Source organism: Nostoc sp., from assembly GCF_036917515.1.
GTDB lineage: Bacteria > Cyanobacteriota > Cyanobacteriia > Cyanobacteriales > Nostocaceae > Nostoc.
Map to the genome: position 1 here is coordinate 17,966 of NZ_JBALDE010000238.1, position 18,225 is coordinate 36,190.

The following is an 18,225-nucleotide window of genomic DNA, read 5'->3' on the forward strand; positions in this document are numbered from 1 at the left end:
TTTTTGGCTCAGATTCCCAACTTTTTTAAGAAGTTAGGAATCTTATTTAATATTTATTTGGGTTCAAAACGCAGGCTGATAGAACAGCAGTAGAGAGAGGAAAAAATCCATGATGAAAATGGATACCCAACTAGTAACAACTGCTTTTGTTGCCGATTCTCCTACTTCCTTTGCTCCCCCTCTAGTAGTTAAACCCCAACTACAGCCAATGACAGCAACCAGTACTCCAAAAATAAACCCTTTTAGCAAAATAATAAATAAATCTGACGGTTCTAAAAAATTTCTGACTGATTCTAAAAATGTTTCGGGAATAATTTGGTAGAACTTTGATGCGGCAAAAACTCCGCCGATGATGCCTGTAACTAAAGCCAAAATCGTCATCAAAGGCACCATCAAACAACAAGCAATTACTCTAGGAAGTACTAGATAATCAATTGGATCGGTTTTGAGCATATAAAGTGCATCAATTTGCTCGGTGACTCGCATTGCACCTATTTCTGCTGCAAAGGCAGAACCTACTTGTCCTGCTATAATACTAGCGGTCAAAATTGGAGCCAATTCTCTACAAAAAGCTAAGGCAAAAGCACCTCCTACAGCATTGACAGCCCCAAATCGGGCTAATTCCCTCGTTATCTGAATAGTAAAAATCATTCCTGCAAAACCGCTGACAAGGAGAACTGGAGAGATAGAATCTGGCCCAGCGGTAACAAGATGTTGCAAAATCTTACGATAGTACGTTTTCCCTTGGAGTAAATGTAGCCACACTTGACCAAAGAGCAGTATTGCTGCAAAACAGCGTGTAATCCCAGATTGCTCAAAATTTGTTTTTGGTTGCAATTTTATCGTCCTTACGACTGGCTTTTTTTGCACATTTGTTGTTATGTCAATTCTCCAAAATAAGACTACAGATACAAATGGTGGGAACCCAGCCAGATATAATCTAACTTTCTCAATCAAATAGACGCACTAAGTGCGGCTTCCCACAGGATATTACGAATTGGTATTAGGGTATGGTAGATGAACAGATGCACTAGATGTTTACCCTCAAAGTAGAGGAGGTGTTTGGACATTATTCAATTTAGCTTAGTAAACTTTAGCTGAAAATAGCACAAAAAGCATTGTGAGCTTTTTTGCTGTTGCTCTGGTAATTTGTGTGCTAGAGAGTTGCAATCTCTGGTCTGTCAAACTAGGAAAAGAAATTGACTCAACTCAAAGGGTTTAAAAATTTAATAATGTTTCCAAATAATGTTAAGCAGTTTTTTATAAGCAGGATTAAACACGTAATATTTATATTATTTTTGATATTATTTATACCCATAATGTATCCGGCTTTTGCATCTTTATGCCGCAATTACGATTTCTACGACGGGCTACGCCACCAGATTTGCATTCTCAGTATCAGTCGAAGTGCCAAAAATTATTGGGAATACAGAGCAACCGTTAGCGTAGATGGAATAAAAAGACCTACAGAGGTTTACAATTGTCGCGAACGAGTCAAGGTTCAACAAGCTGGGACTATTTTGCCCTTTGAGCAAAAAGGCCCTGGTGAGATAATATGCAGCTTTTTTAATTCTTCTCGGCGGTAAACACGCACCAGATAATGAAGACGGTGAAACATAGATAGGCAAATACTGTTAGCCATTCTTGCCAGCTACCAAATGCATTGTTCATCAGCAAAAGCCGGAAAATTAATATTTATCAATCCTACACGCTGATGCTACCAGTAGGTTGCCGTATTTTAGGAGATCAAAGAAGACTAGTCAAAAATTCTTAGCTAATTTTCCGGAATGGGTAACAATGGCGTGGTAGTAAATATTAGAACATCGATATTATACTGAACCTCTATAACTAACCTTCGGGGAATATATCCCCATTGTTTTCCCTCAAAAACCCGGTCATGAAGACCGGGTTTTTGGTGTTTATACCAAGTTACAGTCGAGCAAGTCAGGGACAGAGCGATGCCTACGGCTAGCTACGCCAACGCAGCACTTCTTTAAACTATTGTCCAGAAACTTTTAAGAGTTTTTATTGGTCTGGTTCTCCAAATTCTGCAAAAATCAACCAATGTCGTCTTCTGCTCAAGGTATTCCCGGATTACCCGATTTGACGCATCCAATTGAGCTTGTCCAATTTGGAACCCAAGCGCTCAAAGCTTCACTGTTATTAGTATTTTTGGTCGTAGCTTTGGGAGTTGCGATCGCACTGGTAAGTTTTTCTCTGCGTCGCATTGCTCCCGAACAATTTATATTCATTAACGAATGGGCTGTTGGTTATTCCCAACTGTTGCGGGGATTACAGCATTTAACTCTAGTATTAGTTCTGCTAGTACCAGGATTTTTTCTCTGTTCAACTTTGAGCAATCGCTATCATTACTGGGAACAAACAAGGGTGACTCAAGTGGCCCAAAGTGTTGCAGGTGAAAAGCTCGAACAATCTGCTCCGCAAGTCCGTTACACTACCCAAGAGCCATATTTTTATACTACGCAAGCTAATGGCAAAATAGTCAAAGTCAATGATACGCGAAAGGTTAGCCGCTTCTTAACGCTGGGTGGTTCGCAAATTCAAGTCAAGCTAGACCAAAGTGTAGATGTTCCAGGTCGCAGTTCAATTTATCGCGTCGAATACACTGCTGATTATAAAGTAGTTAACCAACTCAAGGATATTAATAATTTTTTCTTTGAAGCACCGCCACCTAATGGCTACACACTACTTGCTGGCTACAAAGTAGAGCGTAACGGTACTAGGCTACAACAAACCAATCCGGGAGACTATGGCTTTCCCTTCCAGCTGCAACCAGGCGAAGAAACCACCTTTCGAGTTACCTATCAGGCTCAAGGCGGGCCTCGCTGGGTTTATAGCGCAACAGGACAGTTACTTTCTAATTTTCGCCTCACAGCAATTGCCAACTTTGCCCCGGTTGATTTTGCTAGTGGTGTTGTACCAAATGAGATTAAAGTTGATGGACATAGTACTCAGTTTACTTGGAAATTTGACGATAATGTTTCAGTGAAAAATCCATTTGGAGTGTTTACTAACACCGACCCTATTCGTCATACTGGTATCATTCCTCGGCTTTTGTTACTAGCACCAGCAATATTTTTGTGGTGGATACTGTTGTTATATTTGTCGCTGCCAATGAATTTCAGAAATATTGCGATCGCTGGTAGTATTTTCTTTGCTTGTCTGTTGACTTTGACCTATCTAGCTCGCGTTATCAATGCTCAGTTGGCTTGGACTTTAATTTCGCTCATTTTACTAATTTTAACATGGGGATTGGGAGCTAGCCGCAGTGCTTCCCTGGCTGCGATCGTCGCCACTATTGCTGGAGCAGTGCTACCGATTTTTGGATTATTAATACCGTTTAGCGGACTAACTCTTAGTTTAGCGGGTTTGCTTTCAGCAGTTTGGCTAGCAGTTCGTCACTGGTATGGCTGGTACAGTTTGCACTCAGAAGATCAAAGATTGCAGACTCAAAAAAATGCTAAAGATTAGATGATTTCGCTATGATTAGCGAAGTTTCAGCAAATAGCATTTATGGATAACGATTTACTCGCTTTCTTTGCGGCTGCTGGGTTACTCATTCTCTATCTTATCTTCTCAGCTTTAACTGAAATGGGGACTAAATTGCCTTGGAAGAAATAAGCTGATGGGCTAAACAAGTTTACACTTTTAAACCTCATTGGGCTTGGAAAAAAAAGTAACCATCATTTAGGCTTAGGTAATATATTTATTGTTCGAGAGAGTGCCAAATGCGCGATCCAGAGAAGAACCAGATTAAAGTCGATCCGGCAACCCTCGTTTTGATTGTATCTGTCTTAATACTCTTGCCTCTGCTGGTTGTTGGTTTTTTCTCGCAGTGAAGCTAGTGAGGAATACTCAACAAATATTATTGAACCACTAGAACGCCACTCCCGCCAAAGCTATGCTTTCTCCCCTCCCCTTGCTAAAGGGAAGGAATTAAGGGATAGAGTGCAATGACTATGGAAATCATAAATATTATCCAAAAACAATACTACATTAGTTAATGCAACGGCTGACAATGCGATTGTTTCGCCTGACAATGCGATTGTTTTGACTAACAATGCGATTGTTTCGCCTGACAATGCGATTGTTTCAACTAACAATGCGATTGTATTGACCTACAAAAATTAATTTGCTCTTTCTTTAATTGTTGGGATTAGTAAAAAGAGTAAGTGTAAAGTATCAACTTTTCTTTAATTCTTAAACAATGTTAGAGTGATGCCTATAGGGAGCTATGCCTACGTCTTTTGTATTAGGTGCGTTACACTACTGTTAACGCACCTGATTGCGTAAAAGCTACTTAGGCAAAACCTGCCGTAGTGCTGCTAAAAGTTGGTCAACACTTTCCTTTCGACTATTAAAGCCCATCAATCCCACGCGCCAAACTTTACCAGCAAGTTCGCCAAGACCACCGCCAATTTCAATATTATGTTCGTTGAGTAACTGCCGAGCGATCGCTTTACCATCTACCCCGCTTGGAATGCGGACAGTGGTAAGCGTTGGCAGTCTATACTCTTGCTCAACGTGCATACTCAGTCCTAAATTCTCTAAACCTTCCCAGAGATATTCTACGTTCTTTTGATGCCGCTGCCAGGAATTTACTAATCCCTCTTCTGCAAGCAAACGTAGTGCTTCCCGCAATGCATAGTATAAATTAATCGGTGCTGTGTGGTGATAGATACGTTCAGCGCCCCAATACTTGCCTAGCAACAACATATCTAAATACCAGTTTGCAACTTTCGTTTGCCGCTGTTGCAATTTCTCAACTGCACGTGCACTCATAGTAAAGGGAGAAGCACCAGGCGGGCAACCTAACCCTTTTTGGCTACAACTATAAGCTAGGTCAACTCCCCAAGCATCTAAAAACAAGGGGACACCACCCAAACTTGTCACCGTATCCAGTAGTAACAAAGTGCCAAATTCACGACACAAATCAGCGACCCCTTCCAACGGTTGACGTGCGCCGGTGGAAGTTTCGGCATGAACTAGAGCTAAGATAGCTGGACGATGAGTTTTTAAGGCAGTTTGGAGTTCATCCAAGTTGAAAACTTGTCCCCAAGGTTTGGTAATGATTCGCACATCAGCGCCATAACGGCCAGCCATATCTACGAGGCGATTACCAAAATAACCAGCTACACCAATTAAAACTACATCACCGGGTTCTACAGCATTGGCGATGGTTGCTTCCATTGCGGCTGTTCCCGTACCGCTGACTGCAATGGTAAGTGAGTTTTCTGTTTGCCATACGTAGCGTAGCAACGACTGAATTTCATCCATGAGTGCGAGAAAAGCTGGGTCAAGATGCCCAACGGGTGAAGTATTCATCGCTTGGAGAACTGTCGGATGGGCATTAGATGGCCCTGGCCCCAACAGCAGACGGGATGGAATTTCTAGCGGCGTGAGTTGCAAGCGCCCGGAGTCGTTAATTGAAATTGTTTGCGTCATAAATCTCTCTTCATTTCGACGATACTTACCGGATCATATAGGAATCCGATTTGATTCCTGAACTTACTTGTGTAGGGAGAGAACAGGAAATTCGGGAATAGAGTATTGCAGAATAGTGGCATGAATTGAGGTAAGCAGGGGGAAATTTTTGGGCGTTGCTAAATCATCCCGCAAATATGCAACGCCGGGATTGTTAGGGAATAACGCTTTTGGCTTTGAGGATTTGGCAAATGGCGGCAGGTTCAAGATTACAACGATTTGATTGTCTGAGTTAATTTGAGTATCGCCTAGTTTGAAGTGACTTGATATAGGTGTAATATAGCCTGTAAGCTTTATTGAGCATGTGGTGTTTCACCGAAAATTATGAATTACGAATTAGTTAAACTCTGCGATCGCAAAATTTGTGAGACTTAATTTATTTAAAAACTTTGACTCCCGACCCCGACTGATGATTGCTGTCGGACTTGCTGTATTAGTTTTAGTAATCATGCCGCCTTGGCTGCACTTTCCAACTCGTACTCTCTGCGCTTGGAACTCTGGGATGGACTTTTTCTTAGCTATAACGTGGTGGAAAATGATTAAGGCTAACCCAGAAAAAATTCGCCGTTATGCTGAGAATGAATATGAAGGACATTTGGCTATATTAATGCTGGTGATTGCTGCGGCTTGTGCCAGTGTTTTAGCCATTGGGTTTTTATTAACTGATAAAAAAGAGTTATCAAGAATTCTGCTTACCCTACATGTCATACTTTCAATTATGACTATTGTCGGTTCCTGGTTACTAGTGCATACGATGTTTGCAGTGCAATATGCACACAGCTATTACAAATATATTAATCGTAATCATAGTGAAGAAATCACCGGAGGTTTAGATTTTCCTCATAACAACTATCCAGATTACTGGGAATTTTTATATTATTCATTTGTAGTCGGCATGACCAGTCAAGTTTCAGATGTGCAGACAACATCACCTGATATGAGACGCTTGACTCTGTTACATGGCATATTATCCTTCTTTTTCAATACCACCATTTTAGCTATGAGTATTAATATCATTGCATCGCTGATTTAAAAATATATACACAAGATATGCTGATTCAAAACGGTGAAATAGCTATTCGTTTCATGCAAGATGAAATGTATGATTATGATCTGATGGCAAAATGGTTAACTAATGCAAAAGTTTTAGAATTCTATGAAGGAAGAGATAATCCTTTTCCCTTAAAAAGAATTATAGAAACGTACAAACCGATGGTTAAGGGAGATGAACCAGTTGTTCCGTGCCTCTTCTACTATCAAAATATTCCCATTGGTTATTTACAGTATTGTATGCTCAACGAATTATCGGAAACTGATAGACAATTGTATCATCTCGACCAAACCGATTTTGTCTATGCGATTGACTTATTCATCGGCGAAACCGACTATTGGAACAAGGGAATTGGTACAAAAATGCTGTCAGTATTTATCAACTATCTTTTTGAACAATGTCAAACTCATAAAATTGTTATAGATCCGCACGTTGACAATTCTCGTGCTATTCGCTGCTATGAGAAATGTGGTTTTGTGAAAGTAAAGCTATTGCCGGCACATGAACTGCATGAAGGAGAATACTCAGATTGTTGGCTCATGGCAATCGAGCCAAAGAAATCATCACCTTTTTAATTTACATAGTTCCTCAGTTAATATCTGATAGGTTACTCAATTAACTCGCGTGTTCCCAGTCACTAAGTAACTCATGCTGTTGTACTACTTTATGGGATTTACGAAATGGTACTTTAGGAGTACCAATACTCCCACCAGGAAAAGACTGTTTTTTTGTCTTGGTAGGTCTATTTCCTAGGGTTGTTGAATTAAACTGTTGGGTTTTCATTGGTAAATAAATCTTTGATTAAAACCTGAGCACCAATTTATAACATCAAGTTGCAAACGGCAAATTTCTGAAGAAAAATGAAGAAGAATTCAGAAGTCAGAATTCAGGAGCAGAGCCGGAGACGCTCCGCCTCCGGTCAGAATCAAGACGCTCGCGGACTTGCTAACGCTTCGCTATCAGTAGGGGATTCAGATCTGCCACCAGCCCTTTCAAGGTGATGAAATTTGGAACGAAGATTGGTGATTTCAACCTTCAAAAAAGCCCAAAATCTGAGCAGAGGATTCAAGATGGTAGCGCTGAAATAAGGTATCTTCGTTGGTCACCTTGAAAGGGCTAGATCTGCCACTGATTGTAGACCGCTAAATCGTTCGCGCAGCCTCTCTAAAAGAAAAGATTTAGCTCTTTTCTTAAACCCAGTTATTCATCCGCCAGTCACACTCCAATTCAATTTTTTATTCTGGTGACTGACACCTTTATTCTGTTTTGATATAAAAATACATATTTAATTTCTAAAGGAAAGAAGAGGAATTGAAGAGTTTATTTACTCTGAAGGTGAAGTGTGCCCAATGAGACTAACGATCGCTGCGGCTAAATCCACTGGATCGACGGGTTTAGGTAGATGTTTTTGAAATCCTGCTGCCATTGCTTGGTTGTAGTTAATTTCTCCAGCATAAGCAGTTAAAGCGATCGCCGGAATTTGTCCGCCTTGCTCTGGCGGTAATTTTCTTACCTCGCCCAGCAACATATACCCATCCATCAAGGGCATTCCAATATCGCTTAAGAGGATATCTGGCTTTGACTGCACTAATGTTTGCAGCGCTTCATCTGCTGATTCAACTGCCGTTACCGTCGCGCCATATTGTTCCAGCGCAAAGCTAAAAAACTCTCGCACATCAGCTTGATCGTCCACGAGCAGGATTTCCACTCCAGCAAGTAATGTTTCCTCGGTATTGAGTTCTGGTTGAGAAGCCTCACTACTGCTAACTCGCAACTCAGAATTTTTGAGCAAAGGTAGTTTGACTGTGAAGGTAGCCCCTTGTTCTTCTCCCAAACTCTCTGCCTGAACTGTGCCACCGTGAAGTTCTACTAAATGGCGCACAATTGCCAGTCCCAATCCCAGTCCGCCAAATACTCTGGTTGTTTTAGCATCTGCTTGCCGGAAGTAATCAAAGACGTAAGGCAAAAATTCTGGGTTAATTCCTTTACCTGTATCAATTACCTGGATTTGGGCATCTAAACCAACTTGCTCTAGACGCACTTCTACAAGCCCGTCTGTAGGTGTGAATTTAACGGCATTGGAGAGGAGATTCCACATCACTTGTTGCAAGCGATCGCTATCGCCGAGAACTTTGCCGATATCATTATTTAACACCGTTTGAATTTGAATCGATTTAGCTTCTGCTGCTAAACGCACTGTTTCTAATGCCGCTGCGATCGCTATTTTCAAATCAACTGCATGGAGATTTAATCTGACCTTACCTTGCAAAATCCGCGAAACATCAAGTAAATCTCCAATCAATTGGGTTTGTAACTTCGCATTCCGCTCGATTGTTTCCAGTGCCTGGATTCTAGTGGCTTCGTTGAACTTGCGGGTTCTGAGTAACTTTGCCCACCCTAAAATTGGATTTAAGGGAGTTCGGAGTTCGTGGGAAAGAACAGCAAGAAATTCATCTTTAATGCGGTTGGCTGTCTCGGCTTCTGCCCTGGCAATCTTTTCGGCTTCATAAAGTTGAGCGCGGGCGATCGCTTGGGCACACTGTTGTCCCAGTGTCAACATAAATCCCCGGTCTTCTTGATTAAATATTTGTCCAGTAGTAAAGCTTAATCCCAGTGCGCCAATTACTTTACCTTCTACTATCAAGGGAATGGAAGCCCAAGCATTATTCGCCATAACAGTCACAACATTTGCTAAGTTGGGATATTTAGCAATCATGGCTGCTAAATTTTCTAAAAAAATCGGCTGCCCAGTTCTGACTGTTTCTGCTATTTGGTTAGGTGCTGTGATCGGAAAACTTGCCCAAGTATTTGTGAGCGTTTGTGGATAGCCAATTGCTTGCACAACTTTTAGAGTAGTATTTCCTTCAGTAAGTAAGACAACGGAACCACCAGTAGCTTCCAAGGCGGCAATGCCTTGGTTCACCACCACATCAGCCACCTGTTGGGGAGTTAGGGCTTCCGAAAGGGCAGCAGTTATTTTTTGTAAAAGTATCGTGCGATTGACAGACCGTTGAGTTTCCTGGTAAAGTCTGGAGTTGTCGATAGCTGTCGCCGCCCGCCGAGCAATATCTTCTGCTAAAGCCAAGTCTGTTTGTCGGTACTGCCGACCTGACTCGGCGGTAAAAAAAGAGATTGCTCCAAATAATTGCCCGCGGGAACGAACTGGAATCACCATCAAAGAACGAATACCCAGACTTTGCAGCAATTGCAGATGTTCGTTGTCTTCAGACATCTCTACAAGATTAGAGTCAGATAATTCAGGATAAAAGACAGATATTCCCAGCCGTAGCTGCTGTACAAGCTGTTTAGCTTTGGTTTTAGGTGGATAACGTCGTCGGATTTCGTCTAAAATATTTAGTTTTGCGGGATCGGCAATTGCGATCGCAATTTGTTTACTTGACCAGTCTTCTTGGAAGACATCTACAATGCACAAATCGGCTAAAGTTGGAACTGCTAGATTTGCCACATTTCCCAAGGTGATTTCATAATCTAATGAGGCAGCTAGTAAGGTGCTGGCTTCGACTAAAAAGTTTTGTGTGGCTTCAACTCGTTTGCGATGGCTAATATCCTCAATAATCCCTAATGCATACATTGGTTGTCCGTTAGCATCCCAAACTGCTGATGAAGTTAGGTTTACCCAAATTATAGAACCATCTTTGCGAATGTAGCGCTTCTCTAGAGAATAACCACTAATTTCTTTTGCTAAAACTCGCCGAGCATTTTCCCAATCAACTTCTAAGTCGTCAGGGTGGGTGATTTCCTGAAAGTTCATTTGAATTAACTCTTTATAGCTATACCCAGTAATTTCGCATAGGGCAGGATTAACTTGCAGAAATCGCCCATCTAACCCTACTAGAGTAATACCAACAGCTGCTTGATTGAACATTGCCCGAAACCTTTCTTCGCTTTCTCGCAAAGCAACTTCTGTTTGCTTTGCTGCTGTCACCTCTGCCAAAATAATTCCAATTCCTACCGTTTCACCCATTGCGTTATTAACTGGGTAATAGTTGCCCAGCCAGTAACCGTAACGTCTTGCTTGTCCCCTTGTCTCACCGCTGATTTCCATATTTAGCACGGGTTCTCCAGTCTCTAACACGCGCTGTAAGTGTGGCTCTAACTCAGCCGCCATCGCTGGCAACACTTCCTTAAATTTGTGTCCTAAATGTTCTTCTATAGCTAAACCGTTAATGTCAGCGAAAACTTGATTAATTCGGATATATCGCAGTTCTCGATCTAAAAAGCAGACGGCAACAGGAGCCGCCTCTAGCAGCGCATCTAGGAGAGATAGAGATGCGGCATAATGGACTAAAGCCTGGTGAATGTCTCGATAAAGTTGGGCATTTTCTACTGCTAAGGCAGCACGATGGGTAATATCTGTTGCTAAAGTTAGGTCAGTGCGATCGTAGCGACGGTTTGATTCTGTAGTGACAAAGCTGATAGTGCCGAGTGCTCGCCCTTTTGCGATTAACGGCACAATCATCACAGACTTCATCCCCAATTGCCGAATAAGTTCTAAGTGTTCCTGATTCTGAGTACTTGCTACTAATAGCGAATCAGATACCTCTGAGATTAATTCGCTTTGCCCGGTTTGCAGTACTCTACTAATTGCACTTGTCACATACTCCTGAAGTTTACGCGCCAACTCTGCTTTTGATGGGTCTGTATGGGCAATGGGTAGGCGGCGAATAGAACCATCTTCATTTAAAATATCGACGCTACACCAATCAGCAAGCTGGGGAACTGAAATTTTAGCGATTTGTTGTAAGGTTTGTTCATAATCTAGCGAAGTAGAAAGTAAACTGCTAATTTGGGCGATATAGCGGAGTCTTTCCTCAGCTTGTTTGCGCTCTGTAATATCGAGCACAAAAAAAGCTCCTCGATCTACAGTCCCTTCAAAATGGCTACCACCTGCCAAAACATGCAAGCGTGAGCCATCTTTACGGATATATTCTTTTTGATATGGTGTGCAAAAGAAACTGTCTTGAAATTGAGTTATTGCTTGCTTATCGAGTGGCACGTACTCTGTAGGAGTTAGGTCTTGCCAACGAAGTGTGCCGACAAGTAATTCTTCACGGGTATAACCGACCATATTCAGCAAGGCATCGTTAGCGTCTGTAATCCTGCCGTCTTTATCCCAGAAGCCAATACCAATCATATTGGACTCAACTATGCTGCGAAACTTGGCTTTACTTTCCCGTAATGCTTGTTCAGTTTGTTTCAATTGAGTGATATCAATTGAACTAATGCCCACTCCCAACAACTGTCCATTCGGCAAACACACTGGATAATAGCTGACAAGACCATAACGATATACCCCAGGCGGATGGGTTTCACCGCTCACTTCTTGGTTGAGTAAGGGCTGCCTACTTTTCATCACTTGCTCAAAAATCGGCTCAACTTGCGCTGCCCATTCTGGTAGTACTTCCCTAAAGGTGCGACCAATATGTTGAGTTTGCGGTACACCATTAATAGCAGCTAGCGCTTCATTGGCATAAATGTAGCGAAGTTCAAGATCGACAAAAGCCAGCGCCACTGGTGAACTAGTAAGCCAAGCATTGAGTAAAGCCAGAGATTCGTCTTTTTGCTGAATAGCTTGCTGAAGTTCTTCGTGCAACCTGGCTTTTTCTAGTTCTGCCTGCTTGCGTTCAGTAATATTCACACCTGCACAGGTGATACCTAAAATGCTATTGTCTGCATCCCTTAACGGTTCAACTAGCAAATCGTAGTAACGATTTTCTCCACCAATTGTCAAATAAACTTCTTGGCGGGTTGCAACATCAGTCTCTATTACTTTTAGCTTAATTGCTTGCAATTGCTCTGCTACTGAGGCGGGAAATAATTCATCATCAGACTTACCTAACATTTCTTCAGCAGTGTCTAAACCTTGAGGATTATGAATCCACTGATATCGCAAATCGCGATCCTGCTGAAAGACCACGACATCTGAACTACTTAAGGCTAATCGAAATCTTTCTTCACTAACTCTCAGCTTTTGGAGATTTCCATCCGCCTGTCTTTTAACAGTTTTTAATGCATCACATAAGATACTAAAGAGGAGTCCTTGTAATGCAAATGACCCAAGTTGCACAGAATTAGATAAGTCAAAACTCAGCTCATAAGCTGGAGGGAGAAAGAAGTAATCGCTCAGTAACGCAGACAAAGAAGTTGCTAATAGCCCTGATTTCAAACCACCATACCAAGCACTCACCACAACGGCGCTAAAAAACACCAGGAAAAGAGTTCCATTCATGCTTAACCAGGGGTCTAGCATTAACATTAGCACTAGTGCAAGTGCGACAATTAATACAACGATGCCATAACGCAATAACTGAGAATAATGAATATGGGGCATGAAAAGTTCTTGGAAAAACCAATACTCATTGCAGAGGCTGTACATACCCTAAGCTAGTTTGTAAATTTTAGTAACTTATCTACAGATAGATGTTTGCTGAGTTCTAAAAGCCTCTTTTGCCAGAGGTTAATTTGTTAGTTATCTGATATGTAAAGTAAAAATTTAGCTCGAACCATCAAGATAAATGACACTATTTTGCTAATTTAAAATACTAAATACAAATGCCAGCTAATTTATCAGAATATCTAAGAATAACTAAAGATACCCCAGAACTTTTACAGGTATGGTTTTGGGACGAAAGTGGATTTAGTTTAAGAGTGATAAGAAAAAATTGGGGTAAGAAAGGTACAAGAAAACAAATCACAGAGCAAAGCCAAAGACGCTCTGCCTCCGGTAAATATCATGGGAGGGTTACGTAATCACGACAAGAATAAAATAAACTTTGTAATTAAAAAAGGAAATACAGAAGTATTTTATGAGCAGCTTAAATCTTTGAATAATTTTCTATTGCAAGAATGGATAGAGCAAGAAAATCCAATTGATACTTTCAATAAACGTTTGGCGAAAATAGTGATTATACTAGATAATGCCAGCTTCCAAAAAGGAAAAGATATTTTAGCTGATATCAAGATAGAAATGCCAAATATTATCCTGGAATTTCTACCACCTTATAGTCCAGATTATAATTTAATTGAATTTCAGCTAACATCCTTTAGTACTGCTACCAATTTTTCAAGATGTGCTACTTCATGAGTTGCCATCACGGATATTCTGATTCGACTTGTGGGCACTGTGGGGGGACGAATTGCTGGGGCAAAAATGCCAGCATCTGTTAGCTGTTTTCCAGCTTTGAGGGCATCTGTAGTATTAGGCAATTGAAAACATAATATCGATGATTCAGAAGGCAGTAATTTCAGGTTAGGTAACTGTTGCAGCAAAGTTTTCAAGTAATGTATATTTTCCCACAATTGGGCACGATGTTGCGGTTCTTGTTGCACGATCTTGATCGCTGCTAAGGCTGCGGCTGTATCAGCAGGTGAAAGCCCAGTGGTATAAATCCAACTAGGTGCGCGGTTCCGCAAAAAGTCAATTAGGGCGCTACTTCCTGCTACATATCCGCCTAAACTACCTAAAGCTTTACTCAAGGTGCCAACTTGAATTAATTGCTTTCCTGTGCACCCAAAATGTTCGACACATCCAGCGCCAGTTTTTCCTAGCACCCCAGTGGCATGAGCTTCATCGACTAGCAGCATACAGCTAAATTCATCAGCGAGATCCAACAGTGCAGGCAACGGACATAAATCGCCATCCATGCTGAAGACGCTATCAGTAAGAATCAAACAGCGTCGGTAATTTTGCCGTTGCTGGTTCAACTGAGTTTTTAATACTGCCATATCACAGTGTGGGTATTCCACAACTGCTGCACCGCTAAGAATCGCTCCATTTTTCAGACTGGAATGATTGTACTGATCAGAGAATATTAAATCGCGCTTGCCCACAAGAGCGGTAATTGCACCCAAATTGGCTAAATACCCGGAACTAAATACCAAGGCATCTTCTGTTTGTTTGGTAGATGCGATCGCCTCCTCTAATTCTCTATGTAATTCTCGATGCCCACTGAGTAATCTCGAACCAGTACTACCAGTTCCAAATTCGGCGACGGCTGCGATCGCCGCTGCCATCAAACGCTCATCTCCAGCCAATCCCAAATAGTCATTGCTGGCAAAATTAATTACCTCTTGCCCAGCTAAAACCACCGTTGCACCCGGACGACCATTGATAGGTTGTACTGAGCGATACCAGTCTGCCCGATGAATTGTTGCTAAGGACTGTTCTAGCCAAGCATAAGGGTCAGTGGGCATAGGGGGAGTGGGGAGTGGAGCACAGGGGAGGTAGGGGGAGAATAACCAATGACAAATGACAAATGACAAATGACTAATAACTAATGACTATTAAACTTGTTCGCTGCTGAGATGAGCGATCGCTTGTTTTATCCAATCTTCGACATAGGCATCTTTGGGTAGTCCGATGTCTTCGCTGACTACATGCAGGGCGTGACTGACCTCATGGGCAGTATATCCCAAGGCGAAGAGGGTCATTTGCACTTCTTCGAGAATTCCCGGTGCTGGACCGCCTGTGGCGACGAAGAACCCGGCTGATTTGCGCCACTCGACTAATTTGCTTTTCAGTTCCAAACAGATGCGTTCGGCGATTTTCTTACCGACACCTGGAGCCTGAATTAGGATTTGCGTATTGCCAGCGATAATTGCTTGGACTAAATCTGGTAGTTCCAGAGTGTCTAAGAGTGCGATCGCTAAGGCTGCACCAATACCTGTGACAGTCAGCAAGTGGCGAAATAAATCACGTTCGGCTGGGGAAGCAAAGCCATATAGAAAGGGCACTTCTTCGCGAATTTGGAAATGGGTAAAAATTTGCGCCACTCCTCCTGACTCTGGTAACTGGTTTGCTAGCCGTTGAGGAACTTGCAAATCATACCCCAAGCCATTTACTTCCAGAGTCAAAATTACGCGATTAGCGCCAATTGTTTGGATACCAGCGACTATACCTTTTAAATAACTAATCATTACAAGAGACCAAAATAATTTAAGCCTTCGATAATTCCACCTGCACAAAAACATGAAGCCAGGTAGTGATAGTCTGCGGGATACTCATTGTGCCATTGGAGTAACTCTTTGCGGGCATTCCCCACAATGATTCCCCGTTCGTTGCCTACAGCAAATAAAGCAATATCATTACCTGAATCACCACAGACAACTGTTTGTTCTGCTGCAAATTTCCACTTCTGGCGTAAAAACTGCATTGCCTGACCTTTATCGCTGCTATGGGGTACAATGTCAAGGTCAATACCGCTACTGTAGATTAACTTTACATTTAATTTAGATTTTTGTAACTCTGCTTCAAGTTGTGGTAAAACATTCGCAGATACTTCTTGTTCTAGGAAACAACTCACTTTGAAGGAACGCTGTTCTGAATCTGGTTGCCGAATTAACTCAGGATATTTTCTCGTAATAGATAATACAGTTTCCCGTTCCCATCCTGGAGAGAGGATTTCTGACCAATCTGAGTCTGGAGTATCAGTACCATCAAGGTAAATTTCTGTACCCACAGATAGGACGAGGGCATCCGGTTGCAAAAGATTTTTTTTAGCTTGTAGCTCTTTGTAAAGTACAGGCGATCGCCCAGTAGAATAAACGATTTTAGTACCGTATTCTTGGCGATGTCTCTCCAGCAATTGATTTAGTTCTGGTAAAGCGCTGTCATCACCGACGGTGCGATACACGAGGGTGTCATCTAAATCGGTTACAAAAAGAAATGGTTTCATGATTAAGACCTCTTGCAAAATTTCGTTATTCTACCGCGTGAAGGGACTTTTGCAAGAGGTTTGTTTGCTAAAAACAAAATATGTCAGATATTCAATTCGAGATTAAAGATAGTTAAAATTATTATCAGTAAAAGATTATAGGCATTTTTATCCGTAGCCAGGAAGCAAAAAATTATTTAAAACAAATTGAGAGCTAAAGCTTTAATGCTTTCAGATTTTTGTAAGTTAATAAATTGTTTTTCTCTTGGTTGTATTTTCTTTATATTTATTGCATTTACAGTGTTCTTTTGCAAGATAAAGTTGTCACTTTATCTTGCAAAAGAAAAACACAAATTATAGCAATCGAAGTATAGATTAGGACACTAAACGAACAGCTGTATCAACTCTCTCTCGAAAATCTTCGATAGTATCTTCTGATTTTCTAACTCGATTTTTAATAGGAAACCAATAATACTCAATATCGTTAAGCTCAGGAGAGTAGGGTGGCAAATACTCGATTTCACAGCCAACTGATTCAATTAATTCCCGAATTTTTTCAGATTTGTGGAAAGTGGCATTATCTAAAATAATTGTCTGTGCTGACTGAAGTTGAGGTAGGAGTTTTTCTTCAAGCCATTTTTCAAAAACTAAACGATGTTCCTTGAACCTTCAAACGTCAATGGAGTAACTAACTTTCCTTGACATAAACCACTCATAATACTAACTCTAATGTTTCTTTTACCTGATTTGAAATCATGAAATCTTTTTCCCTTAGGATTCCATCCATAAGCATAATCTTCCCGATTATCTATTCGGGGTTCATCAATGTATACTAGTTGTGAGGCTTCTTTTTGGCTAATTTTGATGCGAAATTCCTGTCTTTTATCTTCATCCCTTTCTCGATAACCGTAAGTTTTTTTTCGGGTATAACCAATTTTTTTTAAGGCTTTCCCTATTGTGCGTTAGCGTAGCTCGCCGAAGGCATCGCTAATCTCTTCTGGCCAAGCTTGTGCCATTTCTGCTTGAGTTTTGCTGACATTTAAGAGAGCAAACTGCTGAAATTGTTCTAAATCAGAGATTTTCGGATTATATCCTCGCTGATATCCTATTTTTGCCTGATAACCTCCTGTTTCTTCTCTCTTCTTTAACCAGAGGTCTATCGGATTGCGACTAATAGCAAAGATACGACTTACTTGAGTTTTTCCCATTCCACCATCAATCGCATTAAGGTTTTTACTTATTTTACCCTTTTTCCTTCCACCTTATTCACCTTTTGTGACCTGAAACTTTTGATTTATCTTGGTTTTCGGTTTATTCAGCAAGCCCTAATTGAAAAGGTAGAACACTCTGTTGAATCAGTCAAAGAATTACTTAGTACCCTCACAATTGATGAAAGGTGGGGCGTAATACTGGAGTTCGAGGACGTTTACCCAGGCAAATTTGCTCAACTGATGACAGATGCGCCCCAATGGGTGGAGTGGATGGGGTAATGTATCAAGCTTTTTGCTCGTGGTATTCAGAAATATGCTCATAAGTTTCTTCAGGGAACTGTAAGTCTTTGTAGACATTACAAGCATCTGGGTCATCGGCATTAGGGCAAATGATAAAATCTTGCTGTGATTGCCATTGAAGAACGCGTTCTCGTCGAGGGGGATTATAATCTTTACCCTGCACTTGTAGATACATTGAACGCGCTTGTTCAGAGCTGAAGTCTTTGTCTTTTTGAAGATAATCAATTAATTCAGATTCACTTAAAAAATGACGCGCCACCATTGCAAATACTAACCTTCCGTAATGACCAATATCTTGACCTGCATCAAGAGAATCAAGCAGGTGTGCCATCATGTCGTTTTTTCGTAGTTCTTCAATTGCCATTTGCTGTCGGTTCCTTTACTTCAATTGTCGAGACAGATTTAAATATATTCCTCTCCCTATAATACCTATGTACTACTAAAATGAGTTATCTCTGATGACTGAATATAAATATGCATTTAG

14 protein-coding genes and 1 pseudogene are annotated in these 18,225 nt (G+C 41.2%); 7 read left to right on the top strand and 8 right to left on the bottom strand.

What is annotated here, in order from left to right; genetic code table 11:
• Positions 1–63: 63 nt before the first annotated feature.
• Positions 64–837: an MlaE family lipid ABC transporter permease subunit gene (locus V7K89_RS31085; RefSeq protein WP_335194242.1), complete on the bottom strand. Its 774-nt coding sequence runs from the start codon at positions 835–837 to the stop codon at positions 64–66.
• Positions 838–1,319: 482 nt separating this feature from the next.
• Here V7K89_RS31085 and V7K89_RS31090 point away from each other — a divergent pair, with 482 nt between their 5' ends.
• Both V7K89_RS31090 and V7K89_RS31095 read left to right on the top strand, forming a co-directional pair.
• Entirely contained in the window at positions 1,320–1,586 is a 267-nt protein-coding gene (locus V7K89_RS31090) for a hypothetical protein (protein WP_335194243.1), read from the top strand.
• Positions 1,587–2,064: 478 nt separating this feature from the next.
• Positions 2,065–3,492, top strand: coding sequence for a hypothetical protein (locus V7K89_RS31095; RefSeq protein WP_335194245.1), 1,428 nt, complete (start codon positions 2,065–2,067; stop codon positions 3,490–3,492).
• 825 nt (positions 3,493–4,317) lie between these two features.
• Here V7K89_RS31095 and V7K89_RS31100 read toward each other — a convergent pair.
• A complete protein-coding gene (locus tag V7K89_RS31100; RefSeq protein ID WP_335194247.1) occupies positions 4,318–5,466 on the bottom strand; it encodes an alanine--glyoxylate aminotransferase family protein in 1,149 nt (382 codons plus the stop codon).
• Positions 5,467–5,869: 403 nt separating this feature from the next.
• Here V7K89_RS31100 and V7K89_RS31105 point away from each other — a divergent pair, with 403 nt between their 5' ends.
• Both V7K89_RS31105 and V7K89_RS31110 read left to right on the top strand, forming a co-directional pair.
• Complete coding sequence (locus V7K89_RS31105) at positions 5,870–6,538, top strand: DUF1345 domain-containing protein (RefSeq protein ID WP_335194249.1); 669 nt, start codon at positions 5,870–5,872, stop codon at positions 6,536–6,538.
• 17 nt (positions 6,539–6,555) lie between these two features.
• Positions 6,556–7,131 (top strand): GNAT family N-acetyltransferase, encoded by a 576-nt coding sequence (locus tag V7K89_RS31110; RefSeq protein ID WP_335194251.1) that lies wholly within the window; start codon positions 6,556–6,558, stop codon positions 7,129–7,131.
• Positions 7,132–7,880: 749 nt separating this feature from the next.
• On the opposite strand, the gene V7K89_RS31115 is transcribed toward V7K89_RS31110, so the two are convergent.
• A complete protein-coding gene (locus V7K89_RS31115) occupies positions 7,881–12,908 on the bottom strand; it encodes a PAS domain S-box protein (protein WP_335194253.1) in 5,028 nt (1,675 codons plus the stop codon).
• A gap of 221 nt (positions 12,909–13,129) precedes the next feature.
• Here V7K89_RS31115 and V7K89_RS31120 point away from each other — a divergent pair, with 221 nt between their 5' ends.
• Positions 13,130–13,327 carry a hypothetical protein gene (locus V7K89_RS31120; protein WP_335194255.1) on the top strand — a complete coding sequence of 66 codons (198 nt, stop codon included), beginning with the start codon at positions 13,130–13,132 and terminating at the stop codon, positions 13,325–13,327.
• Positions 13,311–13,661 carry a transposase gene (locus V7K89_RS31125; RefSeq protein WP_335194257.1) on the top strand — a complete coding sequence of 117 codons (351 nt, stop codon included), beginning with the start codon at positions 13,311–13,313 and terminating at the stop codon, positions 13,659–13,661. Before V7K89_RS31120 ends, V7K89_RS31125 begins: the two co-directional genes overlap by 17 nt.
• On the opposite strand, the gene bioF is transcribed toward V7K89_RS31125, so the two are convergent.
• The 4 genes and pseudogenes from bioF to V7K89_RS31145 all read right to left on the bottom strand — a co-directional run bounded on the left by bioF (position 13,607) and on the right by V7K89_RS31145 (position 17,438).
• Positions 13,607–14,770, bottom strand: coding sequence for an 8-amino-7-oxononanoate synthase (gene bioF / locus V7K89_RS31130; protein ID WP_335194259.1), 1,164 nt, complete (start codon positions 14,768–14,770; stop codon positions 13,607–13,609). The two genes, V7K89_RS31125 and bioF, sit on opposite strands and share 55 nt — an antisense overlap.
• Positions 14,771–14,860: 90 nt before the next feature.
• Entirely contained in the window at positions 14,861–15,493 is a 633-nt protein-coding gene (ruvA, locus tag V7K89_RS31135; RefSeq protein WP_265269913.1) for a Holliday junction branch migration protein RuvA, read from the bottom strand.
• Positions 15,493–16,251 carry a sucrose-phosphate phosphatase gene (locus V7K89_RS31140; RefSeq protein ID WP_335194261.1) on the bottom strand — a complete coding sequence of 253 codons (759 nt, stop codon included), beginning with the start codon at positions 16,249–16,251 and terminating at the stop codon, positions 15,493–15,495. Before V7K89_RS31140 ends, ruvA begins: the two co-directional genes overlap by 1 nt.
• A 354-nt stretch (positions 16,252–16,605) precedes the next feature.
• Positions 16,606–17,438, bottom strand: a pseudogene (locus V7K89_RS31145) (IS630 family transposase).
• 81 nt (positions 17,439–17,519) lie between these two features.
• On the opposite strand from V7K89_RS31145, the gene V7K89_RS31150 reads away from it, so the two are divergent.
• Positions 17,520–17,720, top strand: a complete 201-nt coding sequence (locus tag V7K89_RS31150) for a hypothetical protein (protein WP_335194263.1) — start codon at positions 17,520–17,522, stop codon at positions 17,718–17,720.
• A gap of 4 nt (positions 17,721–17,724) precedes the next feature.
• Here the strand turns inward: V7K89_RS31150 and V7K89_RS31155 are convergent, their stop codons facing one another.
• Positions 17,725–18,105 (bottom strand): hypothetical protein, encoded by a 381-nt coding sequence (locus V7K89_RS31155; protein ID WP_335194265.1) that lies wholly within the window; start codon positions 18,103–18,105, stop codon positions 17,725–17,727.
• Between the last annotated feature and the right edge of the window lie 120 nt (positions 18,106–18,225).